Below are 22,232 nucleotides of genomic sequence, written 5' to 3'. Positions count from 1 at the left end.
CTTACTTTCGGCGCATCGAACGCGCGGCCGGGCTCTCGTTGCGTGTCATCGATTCCGGGGGACCGTACAGGCCCTCGCGGCGGGCGATACGCGTGGTTCTCTGCGCGGTCACCGGGCTGGTGATCATGGCGAAGAGAACGAGCAAGACGAGGATTCCCAGGTCGCCCCTCTCGGCCACGCTGAAGTCCTCGGAGCCCGTCACCTTGATGATCGCGCCCACGATGGTGAAGATCAGCCCTGTGGTCTGTGGTTTGGCGATGGCATGCACGCGCGCCATCGTGTCCTTAAAGCGCGCCACGCCAATCGATGCCGCCAAGATGAGGATGGAGCCGACGAGGATGAGGATGATGGAGAGGATATCGGCAATCAGTGCGTAACTCATGAATCCCTCTTCCTAAATCGGGTGACAGAGACCGTGGAGATGAAGCCGAGGAGCGCCACGACGATCATCGCGTTGGAGACCGTCGTGTCCAGCGTCCAGCAGATATAGGTGGCCAGGGCGCATTGGAACATGGCCACGAGTCCGTCCATAGCGATGAGCCGGTCGAGCGAGTTCGGGCCGATGACGATGCGCCACGTGGTGATGAGGAATGCCACCACGAGGAAGCCGGCGGCCACGGTGAGCAGGATGTTATACAGGTCCGTATCCATCAGGGGTGGCTCCTTTCAAAGATGGCAATCATATCGGCCTCGAGCTTGCGTACGGCCGCGATTTCGCGTTCCAGGTCCTCTTCGGAATCGGCGTTCAGCAGGTGGATGGTCAACATGCGGTTGGCAATGTCGATATCGGAGACCGTGCCGCCGGGCTGCAGGTTGTACAGGCTGACCGCCAGCGAGAGAATGAACTCGTTCTCCACTCGCATCGGCAGCTTCACAATCGCCGTCTTCGGCACCGGCTGCGGGCGCACCGCCAGCCAGCCGACCATGATGGAGGCCTCCATGAGCTCTATAAACCACTGCGCCATGAAGACGAGCAGTTTGCCCCAGCTCACCGAAATCCCCGCCACGGGCATGGCCGGCAGCGGCAGCGCAAAGACGATGACGAGGCTGACGAGCAGGCCACCCACCAGGTTCGCTACGGTAACTTCGCCCATGAGCATGCACCACATGACGACGATCCACACCATGAACCATGGCCGGAAGCGGTGCTTAATACCGGAGAATCTCATCGCGACACCTCCTTTTCATCATCGTCCACGGTCGTGGGGAGTGTAGCCGTCGTGCTTGGCGACGTCCTCGTGGTCGGCGCCACCGGTTCCGGATCCGGGAGGGGCTCGCTGCGGTTCTTTCGCGAATCCGCGCCCTCCTCGTAGCGCTCAGCGGGGTCTAAGTGGCGCGTCGGGTCCTCGGCGGAATCACCCAGGACGGCATAACGGTAGATGGAATCATCCTGCGCCGAGGTGGCCGCGCGGGTGGTGACACCGGAGATGGGGCCCGCCAGGAAGGACATCGATACCGAGGCGATGACGAGTAGGGAAGTAGAGGCCAGCATGCCGAAGGGCACGCGGCCGACGTCATCGCGCTCTTCCAATTCGACGTACTCGGTGACTTCTCCCAGTGGGGAAGGCCGCACCATGGCGAGGTTGCCCTCGGGCGCATCGCCGCGGTCGCGCAGGAATCCCTTGGCCCACACGAGGATCATGACGTAGAGGGTCAGCAGGGAGGTGACCACCGCGCCGCCGATGAGAACCCAGGACAGCCAGGAACCTTCATTCGCGCCGGCTTGGAGCAGCATGATCTTGCCCAGGAAGCCGGAGAAGGGCGGGATACCGCCCAGGTTCATGGCCGGGATGAAGTACAGGATGGCGATGATCGGCGCGGTGTAGATCAACGAGCCCAAGCGCCGCAGCGAGGAGGTGCCGGCTTGGCGCTCGATGAGGCCCACCACCAGGAACAGCGCGGTCTGCACCAGAATGTGGTGCACCGCGTAGAAGATGGCGCCCGACAAGCCCTGCGCGGTTCCGAGGGCGACGCCGAAGATCATATAGCCGATGTGGCTGACCAGTGTGAAGGACAGCAATCGCTTGATATCCGATTGGGCGATAGCGCCCAAAATACCCACGAGCATCGTGGCCAGTGCGACCCACATGAGAAGGACGTCCAGCCCGCCATCAGTAAAGATCGAGGTGCGCGCGCGGATGATGGCGTAGACACCAACCTTGGTGAGCAGGCCCGCGAAGACGGCGGTGACCAGCGAGGGGGCGGTGGGGTAGGAGTCCGGCAGCCAGGCATCCAGCGGGAAGACGGCCGCCTTAATTCCGAAGGCGATGAGCAGCACGGAGAACACCGCGGTGCGGGTACCCGCGGGGATATCTTCCATCCGGATGCCAATCTGGGCCATGTTCATCGTGCCCACCGTGGCGTAGACATAGGCCAAAGCCAGCACGAAGATGAGCGAGGACGCCATGGAGACCATGACGTAGCCCACGCCGGCCCGCACGCGCGCCGGTGAGGCGCCGAGGGTGAGCAAAACGTAGGAGGCCACGAGGAAGATCTCGAAGCCCACGTAGAGGTTGAACAAGTCACCGGCCAGGAAGGACACGTTCACGCCCATGGTCAGCAGCATGTAGGTGGGCAGGAAAGCCGCCACCGGCTCGTCCTTCGTGCCGTCGCGCACGCCCTGTGCGATCGCGTACCACATGACGGAGAAGAGGACGATGGAGGAGGTAAAGAGCATGACCGTGGACAAACGGTCCGCCACCAACGTGATGCCCACCGGCGCGTCCCAGCCGCCCACCTGAAGGGTTTGAATGCCGGTGGTATCCGCGATGGCAATCAGAGCGGCATTCACCACGGCGAGCGTGAGCAGCGAGAAGAAAGCGATGCGGCGCTGCGCATTGGTATTGCGAGCAAAGAGCATCGCCAGCGCAGCAGCCAAGGCCGGGATGATGATCGGCAGGGGGATCAGGTAGCTGATATACGGCAGCAACAGATCCACTAGGGGCGAGATGGTCTCACTCATCGGTCGCCTCCTTCACGGGAGCCTCGAAGAACTCGGGGCCAAACTTATCGCCTTCCTTGGTGGTGCGTCCGGTGGTCGGGTCATTAGACGCGTCGTGGTCAGGGGCGGCTGAGGCATTGCCCGGGCGCGAGGCAATCGCCGCGATGGCAGCGTCCTCGGTGTCGTCCTCAATCACGTCCGCGGAGCGGTAGCGGTATTGGCGGTAAGCCAAGGTGAGGATGAAGCCGGTCAGCGCCATCGAAATGACGATGGCCGTGAGGATCATCGCCTGGGCCAGCGGATCGGCGATCTGATCGCCGTAGGGGAGGGAGTTCCGGCCGTCGATAGGCGGCGAGCCGGCTTGGCCGCCAGCCATGAGCATGAAGAGGTTCGCGCCGTTGCCCAGCAGCAAGATGCCGAGCAGCATTTTGGTCATCGCGCGGTCGAGCAACAGGTAGACTCCGGTGCCGCAGAGCACGCCCGCAGCGAGCAGGAGCATGAGATTGGCATCCATTAGGCGTGTCCTTTCTCTGCCGTGGCAGCGGTTTCTTTTGCTTGTGTGCGGCGCGCCAGGGAGCGTGCGCGATCGCGGGCGCGTTGCTTACGCATCTCTTCTTCCTCATCGAGCTTCGCGCCCAAGGAGGACAGCACGTAGAGCGTCAGGCCAATGACGATGAGGTAGACGCCGGCGTCGAAAATCAGCGCGGACGGCAGCGACACATCACCGATGAGCGGTATACCTACCTTCGTGTACCCAGAGGTCAGCGGCGGGTAGCCCAAGAGCATCGGGGTAATAACGGCGCTGAGGGAGAGCAGCAGGCCTACCGCCATGGTGCGGCCGCCGTCGAGAGGCAGCGCCTCTTCGAGCTCCTCGCGGCCGCCAGCCAGGTAGCGCAGAATCAGCGCCAAGGCTGCCACGAGGCCGCCAGCAAAACCGCCGCCGGGGGCGTTGTGGCCGCCGAAGAAGAAGTACAGGGACAGCACCATCATCGAGGGGAAGAGAATACGGGTGCTCACGTCCACCATGAGCGAGCGGTTGAGTGCCTTCTCCGATTCCACGCCTGCAGCCAGCCAGCGGCGCCCGGTGACCTGCAAGGTCGGGCGGCGGGAGGCACGGGTAAAGCTCTGCGTGCGGAAAATCAACGAGGCAATACCCGTTGCGGCAATGACGAGCACCGTGATCTCGCCGAAGGTATCCCACGCGCGCAGGTCCACGAGCAGGACGTTGACCGTGTTGGCGCCGTGGCCAATCTCCTTGGCCAGATCCGGCATGTACTGCGAGATGGGCTCCTCGCGCCGAGCGTTGATGGCAAACATACCCACCACGGTGACGGCAAGGCCCACGCCTACCGCCAGCCAGGCGCGCAAGCGACCGGTTTTGGGATCCTGCTTCCACTCGGTATTGGCCGGCATACGGCGCAGCACCAGCATGAAGAGCACCATGATGATGGTTTCCACGAGGAGCTGCGTCAACGCCAGGTCCGGAGCGCCCTGCAGCGCAAAGATGAAGGACAAGGCGTAGCCGGTCACACCCACCAGGATGACCCCGGAGAGGCGGTTATCCAGCACCGTGGCGGCCACGGCGGCGATGATGATGATCACCGCGGCGATGGCCTGCCAGGGGTTCTCGGCCACGATCATGCGCACGTTGGTGAGATCGCCGCGGATGAGCATGACGATGGGCAGCACCATGAGCGTGGCGAAGATGACCGTGAGGTTGTATTGCAGCGAACCGCGTTGCGTGGAGGCGGTAATGCGCAGGGAGAGCTGGCGCAGGGAGTTGATGATGGCGTCGTAAGCATCGTCGGCAGAGCCCAATGCGGGGTAGGTGAATTGGGCCTTGGTGAGCGCCTGGCGCTGCCAGTGGAGGAGGGAACCCGCAGCGATAATGATCACGGAGAGCAGCAGCGGGATGGTCCAGCCATGCCACAGGGCGAGCTCGGAGGCGTCCTGCGCCCCAAAGGTGTTGTCCAAGTGCTGCGTGATGCCGTGGGAGAGCGGCAGCGGCAGCAGACCGAAGAAGATGGTGAGCAAGGTCAGTACCGTCGGCGGGATCCACAGGAAGGGGCCAATGTGGTGCATGTTTGCTACCGCCTCAGAGGGCTCGTCCTGGCCCTTGGAGGAGAAGGCTCCCCACAAGAAGCGCAGCGCGTAGGCCATCGTCAGCGCGGAACCGACGACGACGGTGACAAGCAGCATGTTGCGCGGCATGCCGACCAGAAGCTCCTCGCCCATGATGGCCTCGAGCGTGGCTTCCTTGGACACGAAGCCCAGCAGGGGCGGGATACCGGCCATGGACATCGCGGGGAGGATGGCCAGGACGTACAGCGCGGGATTCTTCTTGCCCAGGCCCGCAAGCTTGTCGATGTCCCTGGTTCCCGTCGAATGGTCGATAGCGCCGACGATCATGAAGAGCGCGGCCTTGAAGAGGGAGTGCGCGACGGTCAGCGCCAGTCCTGCCTGCATCGCCTCGCGGGAGCCAATGGCGATGATGGCGGTAATAAAGCCCAGCTGCGAGACGGTGCCGTAGGCCAGGATGAGCTTCAGGTCACGCTGCTTGAGCGCCATCCAGCCGCCGAGCAGCATGGTGAAAGCACCCAAGGGGAGGACCACGAGGTGCCAAGTGGGGATGTCATGCACCGAGGGGGCAAGGCGTGCGACGAGATAGATGCCGGCCTTCACCATGGCCGCGGAGTGCAGGTAGGCCGAGACCGGGGTCGGTGCGGCCATGGCACCGGGCAGCCAGAAGTGGGCTGGGGCGATGGCGGACTTGGAAAGCGCACCACAGAGAATGAGCACGATAGCCACGGTGAGGTAGGGCGTGTTGGCGAGGTCCTCGGTGGCGGCGATACTGCTGAAAGACCACGCGCCGGTCTGGCGGCCGAGGAGGGTAATACCCACCAGCATGGCGAGACCGCCCAGGACGGTGACCATGAGCGCCTGCTGCGCTGATCGACGCGACGAGGCTCGCTCGCCGTAATAGCTCACCAAGAGGAAAGACAGCAGGGAGGTGATTTCCCAGAAGACGTAGAGCAGCAGGAAATTATCGGAAATCACCAGGCCATACATGGCCGTGGCAAAGCCCACCATTTGGCTGCTGAAGAGGGCGAGGCGCCGCCGGGAGTGGTCGAAATAGCCCCAGCAATAGAGCAGGACCAGCGCGCCTACGCCCAAGATGATGAGGCTGAATAACGCGGAAAGCGCATCCATGCGGAAGCTGACATCGAGGTGCGCTGCTGGCATCCAGTTGAGGTCATAGGCCAGCTGGTTGCCGTCGCGCAGCGTGCCATCGGTCAGCCGTTGGAGCACCCAGAAGAACCCAACCGCGGGCACTATTGCCAAGAGGCCGAAGGCACGGCGGCCGAGATAGAAAATCAGGAAGGGAGCGGCGATGGTGGTTAGAACCAAGGCACAAAAGAGAGTGAGCACGAGGTTGCGGTGGCGTCCTTTCCTTGTCGGGGGACTGGGCTAAACCCACCGCACTGGCGGGCGTCTACTAGTGCTCACGATACAGTCTGAAATCCCAATTTTCACATTTTCATTTCATACAGTTATATATGCGTCTCCTGTTGGCGTTCTTCCACGTCGTCAGCGGCCCAGGTTGGAGGGGTACTGCGCCGCCCGCCCGGGATGCCCGGGCCACGGTGGGCAGCGCTGCGGTGCGCTTAGGCGAAGCGCTGCAGGAAGAGCGCCTCGGCGATGGCGATCTTTTCAATCTCGGTCGGGTCGACCGACTCGTTAGCGGAGTGGATGGTGCACTGCGGCTCCTCGACGCCGAAGAGTGCGATCTCCGCGTTCGGGTGCTTCTCCTGCAACTCCACGGTCAGCGGGATGGATCCGCCCATGCCCTGGGTGATGGTCTCCCCACCGAATGCCTCGCCGAGGCACTCGCCGAGCAAAGCCACCGCGGGCTTTGCCGGGTCGGTCTCGAATCCCAGGTTGGCCTCCAAGATGGTGACCTCGATGTGTGCGCCCCACGGGACGTGCTTCTTCAGGTGCTCGGCCACTGCCTCCGCGGTAGCGCGGGGATCCATGGTGGCGGGGGTGCGCAGGTTGATGTTGGCTTCTGCGGTGGCGGGCACGGCATTGACGGCCTCGGCCACCGGGGTGGAGGTAAAGCCGGTGATGGTCACTGCCGGGCGGGCCCAAATCATATCCGCGATGGCGGTGGCACCGGCCGGGTCCTGCGCGCCCATGACCTCGGTGCCCTCAAGCATCTGTGCGTCGGCGCGGAAGTTCTCCTCGCTGTAGGCGGTGTCTTGGCCCTCGGCCAGCGGCCAGGTGCCCTCGCAATCGACGCCGTCGATAGTCGTGCGGCCGTACTCATCCGTCAGGGAATCCAGCGCGCGCATGAGCGCCTTGACGGCGTCGGGAGCCGCGCCGCCGAACTGGCCGGAGTGCACGGCCGAGTGGAGGGTGGAGACCTTGACGTTGATCTGCGAGCCGCCGCGCAGGGAGGTCGTCAGCGTCGGGACACCTACCTTGGCGTTGCCGGCATCGGCGATGAGAATCGCGTCGGCCGCGAAGAGCTCAGGGCGCTCCTCGATGAGTGCGGACAGGCCCTCGCCGCCGCGTTCCTCGGAGCCCTCAATAAGCACGGTGAGGTTGAGGTCGGTTCCACCGTGAGCGTCGAGTGCACGCAGCGCCGCCAGGTGCATGGCGACGTTGCCCTTGCAGTCAGCGGCGCCGCGGCCGTACCAGCGGCCATCGCGCTCGGTCAGCGTGAAGGGATCCGACTCCCACGCGTCGGGGTTTCCGGCAGGAACCACGTCGTAGTGCGAGTACAGCAGCACCGTCTTCGCGCCCTCCTTGCCGGGGCGCTTGGCGACGATCGCCGTGGAACCATCAGCGGTAGTGATGGCCTCGGGGGTGAAGTTAGCGTCGACAAGCGCGGCGTGGACCCACTCCGCCGCCTTCGCGGTCTGGTCCTCTAGACCCGGCTCGTTGTGGACGGAATTGAAGGAGACGAGCTCCTTGAGCTGGTTGAAAATAGTGTCGCGGTCATTGTTCACAAACTCAGAAATCTTGGTCATGCACTCCAACCTACTCGGATCCTCAACTCGGCCTACCGGCCGCTAGGTAGTAACATATGCACGGTTCTAGTCCATATTGTTTATAAGTTCTTTTTAGAAAGGACCTGACATGGCGTCTACCACCGCCGAAGGTTCCCAGTCCACGCTCCGCGAGCTCACGCTGCGCGGCATCATCATTGGTGGGCTCATCACTCTTATCTTTACCGCCGCCAACGTGTATCTGGGCCTCAAGGTGGGCCTGACGTTTGCCACGTCCATTCCTGCCGCCGTGATTTCCATGGCGGTGCTGCGCCGTTTTGCCGGGCACAACATCAAAGAAAACAACATCGTGCAGACCATCGCCTCTGCGGCCGGCACGTTGTCCGCGATCATCTTCGTGCTCCCGGGCTTGGTCATGGTGGGCTACTGGCAGGGCTTTTCCTTCATCGATACCGCCGCGGTGTGCGCCATCGGCGGTGTGCTCGGCGTGATGTACTCCATTCCGCTGCGCCGTGCGCTGGTGACGGGCTCGGACCTGCCCTATCCGGAAGGCGTGGCCGCGGCGGAGGTCCTCAAGGTGGGCGATAGCACCGGTGAGGAGGGCGAGGCCGCCCACGAAGAGAACACGAAGGGCCTGCACGTCATCCTCTTTGGCGGCATCCTTTCTGCCGTCATGGCACTGCTGGCGGCTATGAAGGCAGCCGCCTCCGAGGTGGCCACCTACTTCAAGCTGGGCCCTGGCGCGACGACGCTGGGTAGCTCCCTCTCGCTGGCGCTGGTCGGCGTGGGCCACCTCGTGGGCTTGGCCGTGGGTATTGCCATGCTCGTCGGCGTGGTCATCTCCTACCTCATCCTGCTGCCCATCCTCACCGGTGGTGAGGGGCTGGGTGATCCGGCCACGCTCATGGACACTGTTGATTCCGTCTTCTCCGGCCGGATTCGCTTCATCGGCGTGGGCACCATGGCTATCGCCGCGATCTGGACGCTGATCAAGATCACCGGTCCGATTGCCAAGGGCATGGCTGAGTCCTTCGCCTCCTCCCGTGACCGCAAGGGCGGCCAGCAGGTAGCGGTGGAGGAGCGCGATATTCCGGCGCCCTATGTCATTGGCACCATCCTGGTCCTGATGATTCCGATTGGTCTGCTGCTGTGGAACTTCGTGCGCGGCACCGATATCCACGACCACATGGCCGTCCTCATCACGGTCTCCGTACTCTTCACCTTGCTCGTGGGCCTGATCATCGCGTCGGTGTGTGGCTACATGGCTGGCCTCATCGGTGCCTCCAACTCGCCGATTTCCTCCATCGGCATCATCGCGGTCATCGCTGCCGCGCTGATCATTGCCGCCGTGACCCGCGGGACGGACGCGGAGCCGCTGTCGCTGGTGGCCTACACGCTGTTTACTGCGGCCATTGTTTTCGGTATCGCGACTATTTCCAATGACAACCTGCAGGACCTCAAGACCGGTCAGCTGGTCGGTGCGACGCCGTGGAAGCAGCAGGTAGCGCTCATTATCGGTGTCCTCTTCGGCTCCCTGGTGATTCCGCCGATTCTGCAGGTCATGCTCACCGGCTTCGGCTTCCAGGGCATGGAAGGCGCTGGTGAGGACGCACTGGCTGCACCGCAGGCCGCGCTGATGTCTTCGGTAGCCTCCGGTATTTTCGATAACTCCCTGCCGTGGGATCTCATCGGTCTGGGCGCGGCTATTGGTGCCGTCATCATCATCGTGGACGAGTGCCTGCGCCACTTCACCGACAAGTACTCCCTGTCCCCGCTGGCCGTGGGCATGGGCATGTACCTGCCGGCAGCCATCACCATTGTGGTGCCGATCGGCGCTTTCTTGGGCTACTTCTACAACCGGTGGGCGGCCCGCCAGTCCAAGCCGGACTTTGCTAAGCGCATGGGCACGCTGCTGGCCACCGGCCTCATCGTGGGTGAGTCGCTCTTCGGCGTGGTCAATGCGGGCATCATCGCGGCGTCGGGAGGCGATTCCCCGCTGGAGATCTTCGAGGGCGGCACGGCAGCCAAGTTCGTGGGCGTCATCCTCTTCGTTGCCGGCATTGCCGCGGCGTATAAGTGGACAGCGAAGAAGGCTGCGTCTTAAGCGCGACAGAGACTTCGTTGTGACGGGCGGTTCGGTTTAGCGGGCAGTTCGTTTTCGTGGGCGGTGCTTATGCACCGCCCGTTCGCTTATAGCGTTCGTGTTGAATCTTGCAGTCGGTAGGTCTGAGTGCCAGAATGGTCGCTAGCACTTCCACATGGCAAGTGCCAGAAATGAATCAAAATCATCTATGTGGTTGGGGCTGGAGAACACTCGCCAGCCGTGCCGTCGCGGGCGTCCGTCATAGATCCAGACGTGAGTGTCGTCCTCAACAAAGCTTAAGGAGCACAAACACATGGCAAAGATCATTGCCTTCGATGAAGAGGCACGTCGCGGCCTCGAGCGTGGTCTCAACACGCTTGCCGACGCCGTCAAGGTCACCCTCGGCCCCAAGGGCCGCAACGTCGTCCTGGAGAAGTCCTGGGGCGCCCCGACCATTACCAACGACGGTGTCTCCATCGCGCGCGAGATCGAGCTCGAGGACCCGTACGAGAAGATCGGTGCAGAGCTGGTCAAGGAAGTAGCTAAGAAGACTGATGACGTTGCCGGTGACGGCACCACCACCGCTACCGTTCTGGCACAGGCTCTCGTGCGTGAGGGTCTGCGCAACGTAGCCGCTGGTTCTAACCCGATGGGCATTAAGCGCGGCATCGAGGCCGCTACCAAGAAGGTTGTTGACTCCCTGCTCTCCTCCGCGAAGGAAGTAGAGACCCAGGAAGAGATCGCCACCACCGCTGGTATTTCTGCCGCTGACCCGGCAATCGGCGAGAAGATCGCCGAGGCTATGTACACCGTGGGCAACGGCTCCGTAAACAAGGACTCCGTTATTACCGTTGAGGAGTCCAACACCTTCGGCGTTGACCTTGAGGTCACCGAAGGCATGCGCTTCGACAAGGGCTACATCTCTGGCTACTTCGCTACCGACATGGAGCGCCAGGAGGCTGTCCTCGAGGATCCGTACATCCTGCTGGTTTCCTCCAAGGTCTCCAACATCAAGGACCTCGTTCCGCTGCTGGAGAAGGTCATGCAGACCGGCAAGCCGCTGCTGATTATCGCTGAGGATGTTGAGGGCGAGGCCCTGTCCACCCTCGTGGTCAACAAGATCCGCGGCACCTTCAAGTCCGTTGCCGTGAAGGCTCCGGGCTTCGGCGACCGCCGCAAGGCCACCCTGCAGGACATGGCTATCCTCACCGGCGGCCAGGTCATCTCCGAGGAGGTCGGCCTGTCCCTGGAGACCGCTGAGATCGAGTACCTCGGCCAGGCACGCAAGGTTGTCGTGACCAAGGACGAGACCACCATCGTTCAGGGCGCTGGCTCCCAGGAGCAGATCGACGGCCGCATCAAGCAGATCCGCGCCGAGATCGAGAATTCCGATTCCGACTACGACCGCGAGAAGCTGCAGGAGCGCTTGGCCAAGCTGGCCGGCGGCGTGGCAGTCCTCAAGGTCGGTGCCGCTACGGAGGTTGAGCTCAAGGAGCGCAAGCACCGCATCGAGGACGCCGTGCGCAACGCTAAGGCAGCCGTCGAAGAGGGCATCGTCGCCGGCGGTGGCGTGGCCCTGCTGCAGGCAGCTGATGTCCTGGATTCCCTCTCTGACCTCACCGGTGACGAGGCAACCGGCGTCAAGATCGTCCGTGAGGCACTGTCTGCTCCGCTGAAGCAGATTGCTCAGAACGCTGGCCTGGAGCCGGGCGTTGTTGCGGACAAGGTTGCGTCCCTGCCGGCTGGTCAGGGCCTTAACGCTGCTACTGGCGAGTACGTGGACCTCATGGCCGCTGGCATCAATGACCCGGTCAAGGTCACCCGTTCTGCACTGCAGAACGCTGCGTCCATCGCGGCCCTGTTCCTGACCACCGAGGCAGTTGTGGCTGATAAGCCGGAGCCGGCCGGTGCAGGCGCTGGCATGCCGGACCCCGACGCAATGGGCGGCATGGGCTTCTAATGCTTAGCTCCCCGGACTGAGGCGTCTCGCGGCCGCAGCCAGTAGCAAAACGAACGCTCCCCACGGTCAACCGTGGGGAGCGTTCTCTGTTCTGAGACCTTTTTGTGTCCTTGCACTACCCCGGATGGGGGTAGGCGAGCATGTTCTTGCGGAAAATATTTCTCGCTTTCACTTTGTTTGTCAGGCCTATGAATCGCTAGTGAAGCGGCTAGCGTTACGTTCTGCAGAAAATTTCTTGTCGCCTCGCGCCTGATGCTGTCTATTTCCGCAGTTAGGGACGTTGTTGCTGGTTAGGTTAAGGTCGAGTGAATAAATAACGCTCGTTGCATGCTTGAACCGCAATACTCTTCATTCGAAAAATTAACTCGCCTAAACGCTTGCAAAGTTGGGGAGGTGTGCCAAAATAGTTTCTTGTGACGCCCGCTGAGGGTGTCTGCAAAACCGCAAACCCCTCCGGGCACTTCTGAGTCCGGACTTCACAAAAGGAGACCATAATGGATCTTTCTTTCGTTGCTGATCAGCTGGGCAACTTCGCTGACTTCGCTTCCGGCATCAAGAACCTCTTCCAGGGCTTCGCTAAGGCTTTCGACATCATCGCTGGTGCTGCTACCGCTGACTCCGTTGAGGTAACCCCGGACACCTCCAAGCTGGACGCCCTGTCCTCCACGAAGTAATCTTGTGCCCTTCTGAAGGGCGCACTTAATACACACACTTTCAATCCCAAGGAGATTTTAAAATGGAAACCCTGTCTTCCACCGGCATCTTCGGCCTCATCCTGCCGCTTCTCTACGCTCTGGGCGACGCTGCTTCCGGCGCCAAGAAGCTGATCGGCCTGCTCTAAGCAGCACGCTGTTCACGCAGAACTAAGCGTTAACCCCGCTGACCCACTTTGGGCAGCGGGGTTTCTCATTTCTATAACCCTGACCGGCTAGTGCAGCGACGCGGTACGTTTTCGCAAACATGCTCTTAGGATCATGCGCTTTCCGAGCCTTGAATGCGAAAACGTACCGTCGCGTAAGCAGGGCGGGTACGGATCGATCAATTAAGGCCCCAGATCTTCGAGTTTTGGGGGCACTATTTGTGAGAAACGTACATTCTGGGCTGCTGCTGACGCCCGTCTGCCACGACGGGGGTAAATTGGGCGGCGGCAACCAGTTTTATCGCGCCGGATGCCTGTTTCATAGATAGAATTATTGGCATGGCTGACATTAAAGACGACGAACTCCCCGAGATCGACCTTGCGCAGACCGACGGCTACGTCGTCGATGACTCCGATGAAGACGATCCCACGCTCATCATGCCGGATGGCTCGCCGGTTGAGACTTGGCGCGAGAACTACCCATACGAAGAGCGCATGACGCGCGATGAGTACGAGTCCATCAAGCGCTCCCTGCAGATCGAGCTGTTGAAGTGGCAGAACTGGACCAAGGAAACCGGCCAGCGCCACATTATCCTCTTTGAAGGCCGCGATGCCGCAGGCAAGGGCGGCACCATCAAGCGTTTCAATGAGCACCTCAACCCGCGTGGTGCCCGCACCGTAGCGCTGGAGAAGCCGTCCCCGCGCGAATCCACGTCGTGGTACTTCCAGCGCTATATTCAGCACTTCCCGTGCGGTGGTGAAATCGTCTTCTTTGACCGCTCCTGGTACAACCGCTCCGGCGTGGAGCGCGTCATGGGCTTCTGTACGGAATCCCAGCACGCAGAGTTCCTGCGCGAGGTTCCGATGCTGGAGAACATGATTCTCGGCTCCGGCATTTCGCTGACTAAGTTGTGGTTCTCCGTGACCCGCAAGGAGCAGCGCACCCGCTTCGCCATCCGCCAGATCGACCCGGTCCGTCAGTGGAAGCTTTCGCCCATGGACTTGGCCTCTCTGGATAAGTGGGATGATTACACCCGCGCCAAGGAGGAGCAGTTCCGTTACACCGATACTGAAGAGTCTCCGTGGATCACCATCAAGTCCAACGACAAGAAGCGTGCCCGCATTAACGCGATGCGCTACGTGCTCTCCAAGTTTGAGTACACCAACAAGGACCACGAGCTCGTTGACCAGGTGGATGACAAGATCGTCAAGCGTGGTCGCGACCAGATCGGTGACTAGTCACGTCACATTGACCGCTCATTAGCGGCTCGCGAATTTGCGCCAGGCATAAAGAGAAGAGGCGGCAGGAAATCCTGCCGCCTCCTTTCTTTGCCTACCTAGTGTTTCCAGGGCTCAATCGGGTTGCCCTGCCACTCGGAGCTGCTCGGGACTTGGTCGCCGCGCATGACCAGCGAGCCGGGGCCGACGGTGGCCACGCTGCCGATGACTGAAGCAGGCAGCGCCACCGAATGCGAGCCCAGGGTGGCGCCGGCCTTGATGGTGACGGTATCTAGGCTCATGACGCGGTCCTGGAAGAGGTGCGTTTGCACCACGGTGCCGGGGCCCACGGACGCGCCTTCGCCCACGAAGCACAGGTCCGTTTCCGGGAACCAGTAGGAATCAATCCACGCGCCGCGGCCAATCGTCACGCCCAGCGCGCGCAGGCTCTGGTTGATCTCACCCATGCCATAGGTGTGGGTGAAGAACCACGGGGCGGCGACCGCCTCTACGAAGGTGTCCTGCAGCTCGTTGAGCCACACGAAGGCGGACCACAGCGGGTGGTCGCCGGCGGTCTGCGTGCCCACGCAGATCCACTTGACCGCCACGGTGATCGCCATCGCGATAGCACCGGCCACCATGAGGATGACACCGCCGAGGGCCCAGGCGGCGGCGATGCCGAGGGCGTCGGCAAGCGCGTAAAGCGTTGCCAACGTGCCCGCCAGCAGCATGGCCGAGGTCATCGGCGCCAGCAGGCGCATGGTCTCAATCGCACCACGCGCGGCCTTGACCCCAAAGCCCGGGTTATAGGTGAGGGACTCGCCCTCCACACCGTCCACGTGGGCCTCCACGCGGCGCATGCGCTCCGGCGGGGAACCCCACCAGTTGGCACCGGACTTGGTCTTCTTCGGCGTCGAGGACAGCACGGCCACCAGCGAGTTCTTGGACAGCTTGCGGCCCGGACCCGTGATTCCGGAGTTGCCCACGAAGGAACGCTTGCCCACCTTGGTCTCACCCGTGAGCATCCAACCGCCGCCGAGCTCATAGCCGCCGATCATGGTGTCATCCGCCAAGAATGCGCCGTCCTTGACCTCGGTGAGCTTGGGCACCATGACGGCCGTGGAAATCTCCACGTCCTTGCCAATCGTCGCACCCAGCGAACGCAGCCACGCCGGGGTGAGCTGCGAGGCGTAGATGGGGAAGAGCTGCGTGCGGGCCTCGTCCATGAGGCGCTCGATGGCCCACAGGCGCCAGCCCTTGGCGGAGCGCACCGGTGCCACACCGGGCTTGATACCCAGCGAGAGGATGCGCACGCCCAGCCAGGTTTGCAGCATGAAGGTGGCAAACGCCGCCAGGGCACCGAGCGGAGCGAAGAAGATAGAGCCGACGTAAGGGGAACCGTCGGTCACCGCGATGAGGGCAACGACCACGGCGGCACCCACGGCCAGCGCCACGATGGGTTGGAGGGCCAGAAGGATAGAGGTGGCGCCGTAGATGGCTACCCACCACGGGCGGCGCTTCGGGGCATGCGACGGGAAGCGATGCTTGGATCGGCCCACCTTCTTGGCGGGCGAGCCGGACCAGCGCTGGCCGTCCTTGATCTTCTTGCGCCCGGTGACGGTGGAGCCAGCCTCGACGTGGGCGTCCTTGCCCACGACGGTGCCTGGAAGCAGCGTCGAGCGCGCGCCCACGCGAGCGCCTTCCTTGACCTCAATGGCACCAACGTGCAGAACATCGCCGTCGAGCCAGTAGCCGGAGAGATCGACTTCGGGCTCAATCGCGGCGTGCTTGCCCAAGGTCAGCAGACCCGTCACAGGCGGCAGCGAGTGCAGGTCCACTCCGCGGCCCATCTTCACTCCCAGCGCGCGGGCATAGTTGTTGACCCACGTGGCACCCGCGATTGAGCGCGAGCCAGAAGCATCCGCCCAGCGCTCCGCTGCCCAAATACGCAGGTGCGTGGAGCCCCCGCGCGGGTACTCGCCGGGCTTAATACCGGTGGTGATCAGCCGCGCGCCGAAACCACCGATGGGGATGCGGCCGATGGGGGTGACAAAGATGACGAGGAGAAGGATGACCAGCCACCACGGGGTGGTCATGGCCCACTCCACACCCAGCAGGTTCGCCAGGTTTGAGCCCAGCAGCAGCCAGGCCAGCCACGTCGTGGCGGCCAGCGTCATGATGGGCAGCTGGATGAGTGTTTGCGCGATGCGCGTGCCAGCGCCGACGGGCTTGACCTCGCGGGCAGGCCCGGCGTCTTCGACGGACTCGGCACCAGCAAGCTGCTCCGCCAGGGATCCTAGGCGCGGGTGGTCGTACAGATCGCGCACGGCCACGGTGGGGAAGCGCTCGCGGATGCGGCCGACCAAGGTCGCCGCGGCCAGCGAGGTGCCGCCGAGGGAGAAGAAGTCTGCGTTGACGTCCTCGACGGACACCCCCAGGGTGTCCACCCACAGCTCCGCCAGCCACTGCTCGGTGGGGTTGAGGCCGTCTGCCTCCACGCCCACTCCCGGCAGCGGCCACGGCAGGGCCTTCTTATCCACCTTGCCGGAGGTGCGAATCGGCAGCTCATCCATGACGCAGATGCGCGGGACGAGCGCTGCCGGCATGGTCTCCGCTAGGCGGGCGTGTGCCGCTTCGTGGTCGAACCCGGCATCCGGGTCATCCAGGGAGACGTAGCCGACGAGCACGGACTCTCCGCCCGGCGTCTTCTGCACGGCCACGGCGGAGTTATACACGTTCGGCAAGGCGGCGACGTTGGCCTCCACCTCACCGAGCTCGATGCGGCGGCCACCAATCTTGACCTGGTCATCGACGCGGCCCACAAAATACAGGCCGTCCTCTTCCAGGCGCACGTGGTCGCCGGTGCGGTAGGCGCGCTCCCAACCCAGGGACTCCAGCGGCGCGTATTTCTCCGCATCCTTCACCGGGTCCAGGTAGGCGGCCAGGCCCACACCACCGATGACGAGCTCGCCCACCTCACCGATGTTCACGGGGACGCCGTGCTTGTCGACGACCACCAGATCCCAACCCTTCAGCGGCAACCCAATCGATACGGGCCTGCCTGGCAGCAGGCGCTGCGCGCAGGCCACGACGGTGGCCTCGGTGGGGCCGTAGGTATTCCACATCTCGCGGTCCTCGGTGGCCAGGCGGTCCGTGAGCTCCTGGGAGCAGGCTTCGCCGCCGACGATGAGGAGGCGGATGTTGTCCAGGGCCTCGGCGGGCCAGAGGCCGGCCAAGGTGGGCACGGTGGAGACCACCGTGATGTCGCGGCGGATGAGCCAGGGGCCTAAGTCCATGCCGGAGCGCACCAGGGAGCGCGGGGCCGGGACCAGGCAGGCGCCGTGGCCCCAGGCCAGCCACATTTCCTCGCAGGAGGCGTCGAAGGCCACGGACAGGCCGGCTAGGACGCGGTCGTCCGGGCCGAGGGGGCCGTGCGGGCTATCCGCCAAAAAGAGGGCAGCTTCGGCGTCCACGAAGGCGGCCGCGGAACGGTGGCTCACGGCCACGCCTTTGGGCTTGCCCGTCGATCCGGAGGTGAAGATGATCCACGCGGTGTCTTCGGGGCGTGGCTCGTCGAAAAGCGCGCCGTCTCCACCGCCCTTGTCATCGGACGTGCGCCGCGCCTCGCGCAGCATGCGGAAGCCCTCATCGGTGAAGACACCGTCGATGTCGGCTTCGCCGAAGACCATCTCGGCGCGCTCATCGGGGTCGTCGGCGTCGACCGGCACGTAGGCCGCGCCGGCGGCGAGTGTGGCCAGGATGGCCAGGTAGAGCTCGCGCTTGCCGGAGGTCATGCGGATGCCGATGCGGTCGCCGCGGCGCACACCGCTGGCGTGGAGCTCGGTGGCCCATGCGGAGACGTCGGCAAGCAGCTCGGCGTAGGTGAGGATTTCACCGTCGTCGAGGGCCGCGGCCTCGGGGTAGTGCTCAGCGGTGGTCTTAACGATGTCCCACAAGGTGCGCGCGGGGGCGGCCTCGTCGCCGAGGAGGTAGTGCTCGGGGACCTCGGGCATCGCTGGGGTCTCGGGCTCATCGGTGCGGAGGGCGTGGCGGCCCCCGGTACTAGGAAGGTTTTCGGGCTCTGTCATTTAAGCATCACCGCTTTCGGTATCGGCGGGTGCGTCCGCCGCGATGATGGCGGCGGCCAGCTTGCGCAGATGCTTGAGCTGCTTGTTGGTGGATTCGTCGAGGGCTTCGTCCTCGGCCTTCGACACCAGGACGGCAAGCTCCTTGTGAGCTTTCACGCCCTTCTTGGTGGAGGCAATGATTTGGCGGCGACGATCTTTGGCATCGCGCTCACGCTTGACCCAGCTGCGGGACTCCAAGGAATCGAGCAGGCGCACCATGTCGGAGGCGTCGATGGCCAAGGTCTCCGACAGTGCGGACTGGGAGGATGCGGTCTCCGCAACGAGGCAGGTGAGCACCCAGTACTCGCGCAGGGTGGTTTGCTGCGTTTGCAGCGCGGCCTCGACGCCTTCGCGGGTGCGGCGGCGGAGGCGCTCCAGCTGGAAGGAGGGGGACTCCAAGAGCGCGGTCGGAATGGATACAGAATTCAATGAAGGCATGCCGACGATACTACGCGCCTAAGGTGGCAAACTTAAATCATGGGTTGTGGCCCATTAGTTTCAGGTTGAGGCTAGCTTCTGCACGATGAGTGTGTTGAGAGAAACGCCTTCCCGTTCTGCTTCGATGGTTAGGTCTCGGTGAAGTGACTGAGGTATGCGGAGGTTGAACTTCCCCGAAAAGCTTCGCTGCCCGAATGGTTCCGGGATGCGTTCATTGTTGCGTTGCATATCTTCTAGAGTTTCTTCGACGACGCTGCGCAACTCGGCTTCTGCGGTGGCCGCGGTTGTGTCCAGCCATGACAGGGAAGGGAACTCTAGGACTGTGGCAACGAATTCTCCATCTTCTTCGGACCACGCGGTTTGGTAGGTGTATTTGTCTGCGAGGTTCATGATCTGCTCCTAGAAATGGAAGTCACACACAAGTTGCAGCTCTGAGAAGCGGACGTTTGTCCGTGAGGTCCGCATCTTTGTGAGGATCTTTTCTATCTTGGAAACCACACCTGTATGGTACCGCAAATGGTACCACTAGTGGTTTGGGTAAACCATAGGGCAGCCTTGTGCTTTCCAACCATCCGTGCCGCCCTCGACGTTGATGACGTCCCAGCCCTTTGCCTGCTCGAGGTACTGGCAGACCTGCATGCTGCGCCCGCCTGCATGGCAGATGACGTAGATATCGCGGTCCGGGTCAATCTCGTCGAGACGCTCGACTAGGTCTCCCATCGGGATGTGCGTGGCGCCCTGGGCGTGCTCGGTGTTCCACTCGTGGTCCTCGCGGACGTCGATGAGCTGGGCGTTCTCGGGTACTTCGGTGGGTTGTACGTTCTGCATGCGCACCAGCTTACGCGGGCGCGGTTGTGAGGCTGGTGGGGCACCGTAGCGTGAGCAGCACTTTCGGCCCCGGCGCGCCCTTATGCCACACTTATTCAGGTGATGAACTCCAGCGCTGTCGCGCTTATCCCCGGAGACCCCACGGGTCGCTTCTTTGGTTCTCGAGTGCTCGTGGTGGATAATTTTGACTCCTTCACCTTCAACATCGTGGACTACCTGGTGCGGTTAGGCGCTGAGGTTGGGGTCACCCCCAATACCCAGCCCGTGCCGCTGACCGGCTACAACGCGGTGGTTCTCTCACCGGGGCCGGGAACTCCAGAGTGTGCGGCGGACATCGGCTTTTGCGCCGAGGTTCTAGAGCGTGCCACGGTGCCGGTGCTGGGGGTGTGCCTGGGCTTCCAGGCGATGGCCCAGCACCTCGGCGCACGGATCGCTCCGGCCCCAGAGCCTGTGCACGGGCGGGTGAGCACCATACATTGCTCCGAGGATCCGCTCTATGCCGGGATTCCCACCTGTCACGATGTGGTGCGCTATCACTCATTGGTGGTAGATAAGCTGCCTTCCGGTATGAAGGAACTCGCGCATACGACAGATGGCCTCATCATGGCTGGCCGCAGCGAAGAACGCCGCTGGTGGGGCGTGCAGTACCACCCGGAGTCGATTTGTAGCGAACACGGTCTCCGGCTCTTCGAGAACTTCCTGGCTATCGCTTGTCCCGAAGCAAACGAGGTGGCATCTCCTGACGTCAAAGTCGACACCCCCTCAGTTGCGCCCCTGCCACCACTGCACGTGGAGGAGCGCCTACTCGCCATCGATCCCCTCGACGTCTTCGATGTCCTAGGCGGCAAAGGGGCGCTGCTAGAGTTCGAGGGCACTTCGATCATTGCACCGTTGGGAGAAATGGTGGGAATGGAAGCACTAGCGGAGCCCCCTCGCTTTTCCCGCCCCGCGGGGTGCCTCGGCGTTCCAGGTGTGTTCGGCTATCTGGGTTACGAGGCCCTCGGCGGCTTGCCCACACACCACCCTCATGGTCTCTTCCGCGCGCCAGGCGTGGTGGCCATCCGTGGGCAGAGAGTGCAGCTGATTTGCCAGGAATCCGCGGCCTCCTGGCTGGCACAGACCTGGCGGCTCCTCGAAGGACTCGCCGGCAACCCTGTTCAGCAAAGGCGTTTCGACACCAGTGCGATTGGCCCGCTGATCTGCCGCGATACCGCCGCCAGCTATAAGGAGAAGATCCGCCGCGCCCAAGAGCTCATCAGTGCGGGTGAGACCTACGAAGTCTGCCTCACTACCAGTCTCGAGGCGGCAGCCGATCTCGATCCGCTGGCCCTCTACCAGCGCCTTCGGCAGCAGGTGCCCGCGCCGATGCGTTCGTTGTTGGTGCTCCCTGAGCTCGCAGTGGCTAGCGCCTCCCCGGAACGCTTCCTTAAAGTGTCTGGCGGCGTCGTCTGCTCGGAGCCGATCAAAGGCACCCGCCCACGTGGCCACAACCCCACCGCCGATGAACAGCTGCGGGCGGACCTGGCCAGTAACCCGAAGGATCACGCGGAAAACCTCATGATCGTTGACCTAGTGCGCAACGATCTCACCCGTGTGGGGATTCCAGGCACCGTGCATGCCGAAGAACTCTTCGCGGTTCGCAGCTTTGCCACCGTGCACCAGTTGGTCTCCACCGTTTCTGCTCGGTTGTGCCCGGATGCCTCGCTTATCGACGTCCTCCGCTCCACCTTTCCCGGTGGCTCTATGACCGGTGCGCCGAAAGTCCGCACCATGGAGATCATCCGTGAGCTCGAGGCCGCGCCGCGTGGGGTGTACTCCGGTGCGATCGGCTATCTCGGTTGCGATGGCAGCGCTGATTTCGCTATGACTATCCGCAGCATCGTCCTGCATTCCGGGAGACTGCATTATGGCGTTGGTGGAGCGGTGCTGGCTCTTTCGGACCCGGATGCCGAGTGGCAGGAGATCGTGGATAAGTCCGCCCCGCTCCTCAAACTTTGCGGGCAGGCCTTCCCCGGGGAGCACTGCTACCGCTTCGAAGCGGGCGAGCTGCTTCCCGTCCCATCGCTTCCCGAGCCCGTGCTGATCGACTCCTTCCGTCTTGAAGAGGGCCAGGTGCGCGGCTTTGAGCTACACTGCGAGCGCTTTACCGCGGGTGCAGAGGCCTTGGGGATGGACTCCCCTCGATCCTTCCTCCACGCAGTCCAGGAACACCTGCCCGCTCGGGGGCGGTGGTTCCCGCGTCTGGAGGCTGGCCCCAGCGGTTTCGCACTTCGGTTGCGCCCTCTTCCTACTCAGCGGAAAACCACCCGTTTGCACAGCGCTACGGCAACAGTGGAATATCCGCATGTCAAGGGGCCGAATCTGGTGCTGTTCTCAGAGCTTCGTGAGCAGGACGATACCTTGCTCATCTCCGACGAGGGCGTGGTCTGCGAAACCACCACCGCAGCGCTCATCGCCTGGGATGGCGACACGATGCTCACGATGGACGCGCCTCGGCTGCGTTCGGTCACTGAGTCTCTGCTGGTTGCTGCGGTGGGAGAAGAGGGGAGCGTCGAAAAGCGCAAGCTCGGCCTGTCCGATCTTGCCGGCCTAGAGTTGTGGACCCTCAACGCCTTGCACGGGATTACCCCGGTGGTGGAGCTCGACGGGAAGCCGCAGCCGGCACCCGACGCCGCACGCCTTGAGCACTGGCGCAGCGTGCTAGATAGTATGTGCGCTACAATTCCGCGAACCCAATGAGCACGATCCCGCTCTATCTCAACGCCT

16 protein-coding genes are annotated in these 22,232 nt (G+C 63.0%); 5 read left to right on the top strand and 11 right to left on the bottom strand.

The features are described from left to right. Position 1 precedes the first annotated feature (1 nt). The 7 genes from QKE52_RS07490 to QKE52_RS07460 form a co-directional block, all read right to left on the bottom strand. The gene (locus QKE52_RS07490) at positions 2-382 is read right to left on the bottom strand and encodes a monovalent cation/H(+) antiporter subunit G (RefSeq protein WP_347948486.1); all 381 of its coding nucleotides are present in this window, start codon (positions 380-382) and stop codon (positions 2-4) included. Beyond that, entirely contained in the window at positions 379-651 is a 273-nt protein-coding gene (locus tag QKE52_RS07485; RefSeq protein WP_046647179.1) for a monovalent cation/H+ antiporter complex subunit F, read from the bottom strand. The genes QKE52_RS07490 and QKE52_RS07485 overlap by 4 nt, the downstream gene beginning before the upstream one ends. Continuing rightward, positions 651-1,169: a Na+/H+ antiporter subunit E gene (locus QKE52_RS07480; RefSeq protein WP_070546240.1), complete on the bottom strand. Its 519-nt coding sequence runs from the start codon at positions 1,167-1,169 to the stop codon at positions 651-653. Before QKE52_RS07480 ends, QKE52_RS07485 begins: the two co-directional genes overlap by 1 nt. Beyond that, positions 1,166-2,962, bottom strand: a complete 1,797-nt coding sequence (locus QKE52_RS07475) for a Na+/H+ antiporter subunit D (RefSeq protein ID WP_070700953.1) — start codon at positions 2,960-2,962, stop codon at positions 1,166-1,168. The genes QKE52_RS07480 and QKE52_RS07475 overlap by 4 nt, the downstream gene beginning before the upstream one ends. Then, on the bottom strand, positions 2,955-3,455 hold the full coding sequence (locus tag QKE52_RS07470) for a Na(+)/H(+) antiporter subunit C (protein ID WP_046647182.1): 501 nt from the start codon (positions 3,453-3,455) through the stop codon (positions 2,955-2,957). Before QKE52_RS07470 ends, QKE52_RS07475 begins: the two co-directional genes overlap by 8 nt. Beyond that, entirely contained in the window at positions 3,455-6,370 is a 2,916-nt protein-coding gene (locus tag QKE52_RS07465) for a Na+/H+ antiporter subunit A (RefSeq protein ID WP_347948485.1), read from the bottom strand. Before QKE52_RS07465 ends, QKE52_RS07470 begins: the two co-directional genes overlap by 1 nt. A 236-nt stretch (positions 6,371-6,606) precedes the next feature. Continuing rightward, positions 6,607-7,974, bottom strand: a complete 1,368-nt coding sequence (locus QKE52_RS07460) for a dipeptidase (protein ID WP_347948484.1) — start codon at positions 7,972-7,974, stop codon at positions 6,607-6,609. A gap of 109 nt (positions 7,975-8,083) precedes the next feature. On the opposite strand from QKE52_RS07460, the gene QKE52_RS07455 reads away from it, so the two are divergent. The 4 genes from QKE52_RS07455 to ppk2 all read left to right on the top strand — a co-directional run bounded on the left by QKE52_RS07455 (position 8,084) and on the right by ppk2 (position 14,094). Next, positions 8,084-10,057: an oligopeptide transporter, OPT family gene (locus QKE52_RS07455; RefSeq protein WP_049154698.1), complete on the top strand. Its 1,974-nt coding sequence runs from the start codon at positions 8,084-8,086 to the stop codon at positions 10,055-10,057. A gap of 292 nt (positions 10,058-10,349) precedes the next feature. Further along, positions 10,350-11,996: a chaperonin GroEL gene (groL, locus tag QKE52_RS07450; protein WP_046647185.1), complete on the top strand. Its 1,647-nt coding sequence runs from the start codon at positions 10,350-10,352 to the stop codon at positions 11,994-11,996. 494 nt (positions 11,997-12,490) lie between these two features. Continuing rightward, positions 12,491-12,670, top strand: a complete 180-nt coding sequence (locus QKE52_RS07445) for a PorH family porin (protein ID WP_046647186.1) — start codon at positions 12,491-12,493, stop codon at positions 12,668-12,670. Between the two features lie 524 nt (positions 12,671-13,194). Then, complete coding sequence (gene ppk2 / locus QKE52_RS07440) at positions 13,195-14,094, top strand: polyphosphate kinase 2 (protein WP_046647187.1); 900 nt, start codon at positions 13,195-13,197, stop codon at positions 14,092-14,094. Between the two features lie 98 nt (positions 14,095-14,192). Here the strand turns inward: ppk2 and QKE52_RS07435 are convergent, their stop codons facing one another. The 4 genes from QKE52_RS07435 to QKE52_RS07420 all read right to left on the bottom strand — a co-directional run bounded on the left by QKE52_RS07435 (position 14,193) and on the right by QKE52_RS07420 (position 19,466). Then, positions 14,193-18,086, bottom strand: a complete 3,894-nt coding sequence (locus tag QKE52_RS07435) for a Pls/PosA family non-ribosomal peptide synthetase (RefSeq protein WP_347948498.1) — start codon at positions 18,084-18,086, stop codon at positions 14,193-14,195. A gap of 75 nt (positions 18,087-18,161) precedes the next feature. Then, positions 18,162-18,638 carry a MarR family transcriptional regulator gene (locus QKE52_RS07430; protein ID WP_049154701.1) on the bottom strand — a complete coding sequence of 159 codons (477 nt, stop codon included), beginning with the start codon at positions 18,636-18,638 and terminating at the stop codon, positions 18,162-18,164. 60 nt (positions 18,639-18,698) lie between these two features. After that, complete coding sequence (locus QKE52_RS07425; RefSeq protein WP_144013600.1) at positions 18,699-19,028, bottom strand: type II toxin-antitoxin system HicB family antitoxin; 330 nt, start codon at positions 19,026-19,028, stop codon at positions 18,699-18,701. A 135-nt stretch (positions 19,029-19,163) separates the two neighbouring features. Beyond that, complete coding sequence (locus QKE52_RS07420; RefSeq protein ID WP_010188796.1) at positions 19,164-19,466, bottom strand: rhodanese-like domain-containing protein; 303 nt, start codon at positions 19,464-19,466, stop codon at positions 19,164-19,166. A gap of 102 nt (positions 19,467-19,568) precedes the next feature. On the opposite strand from QKE52_RS07420, the gene pabB reads away from it, so the two are divergent. Beyond that, on the top strand, positions 19,569-22,205 hold the full coding sequence (pabB, locus tag QKE52_RS07415; protein WP_347948497.1) for an aminodeoxychorismate synthase component I: 2,637 nt from the start codon (positions 19,569-19,571) through the stop codon (positions 22,203-22,205). The last annotated feature ends 27 nt before the right edge of the window (positions 22,206-22,232 follow it).

Source organism: Corynebacterium sp. c25Ua_47, assembly GCF_039907205.1.
GTDB lineage: Bacteria > Actinomycetota > Actinomycetes > Mycobacteriales > Mycobacteriaceae > Corynebacterium > Corynebacterium hiratae.
This window is presented reverse-complemented; position numbering and strand designations above follow the sequence as displayed.

Bases quoted from the DNA above. Each gene is read 5' to 3' on its own strand.
- QKE52_RS07435 (WP_347948498.1), bottom strand. From the start codon at position 18,086: ATGCCCGAGGTCCCCGAGCACTACCTCCTCGGCGACGAGGCCGCCCCC.
- QKE52_RS07480 (WP_070546240.1), bottom strand. From the start codon at position 1,169: ATGAGATTCTCCGGTATTAAGCACCGCTTCCGGCCATGGTTCATGGTG.
- QKE52_RS07445 (WP_046647186.1), top strand. From the start codon at position 12,491: ATGGATCTTTCTTTCGTTGCTGATCAGCTGGGCAACTTCGCTGACTTC.
- QKE52_RS07425 (WP_144013600.1), bottom strand. From the start codon at position 19,028: ATGAACCTCGCAGACAAATACACCTACCAAACCGCGTGGTCCGAAGAA.
- groL (WP_046647185.1), top strand. From the start codon at position 10,350: ATGGCAAAGATCATTGCCTTCGATGAAGAGGCACGTCGCGGCCTCGAG.
- QKE52_RS07490 (WP_347948486.1), bottom strand. From the start codon at position 382: ATGAGTTACGCACTGATTGCCGATATCCTCTCCATCATCCTCATCCTC.
- pabB (WP_347948497.1), top strand. From the start codon at position 19,569: ATGAACTCCAGCGCTGTCGCGCTTATCCCCGGAGACCCCACGGGTCGC.
- QKE52_RS07475 (WP_070700953.1), bottom strand. From the start codon at position 2,962: ATGAGTGAGACCATCTCGCCCCTAGTGGATCTGTTGCTGCCGTATATC.
- QKE52_RS07485 (WP_046647179.1), bottom strand. From the start codon at position 651: ATGGATACGGACCTGTATAACATCCTGCTCACCGTGGCCGCCGGCTTC.
- QKE52_RS07470 (WP_046647182.1), bottom strand. From the start codon at position 3,455: ATGGATGCCAATCTCATGCTCCTGCTCGCTGCGGGCGTGCTCTGCGGC.
- QKE52_RS07460 (WP_347948484.1), bottom strand. From the start codon at position 7,974: ATGACCAAGATTTCTGAGTTTGTGAACAATGACCGCGACACTATTTTC.
- ppk2 (WP_046647187.1), top strand. From the start codon at position 13,195: ATGGCTGACATTAAAGACGACGAACTCCCCGAGATCGACCTTGCGCAG.
- QKE52_RS07455 (WP_049154698.1), top strand. From the start codon at position 8,084: ATGGCGTCTACCACCGCCGAAGGTTCCCAGTCCACGCTCCGCGAGCTC.
- QKE52_RS07430 (WP_049154701.1), bottom strand. From the start codon at position 18,638: ATGCCTTCATTGAATTCTGTATCCATTCCGACCGCGCTCTTGGAGTCC.
- QKE52_RS07420 (WP_010188796.1), bottom strand. From the start codon at position 19,466: ATGCAGAACGTACAACCCACCGAAGTACCCGAGAACGCCCAGCTCATC.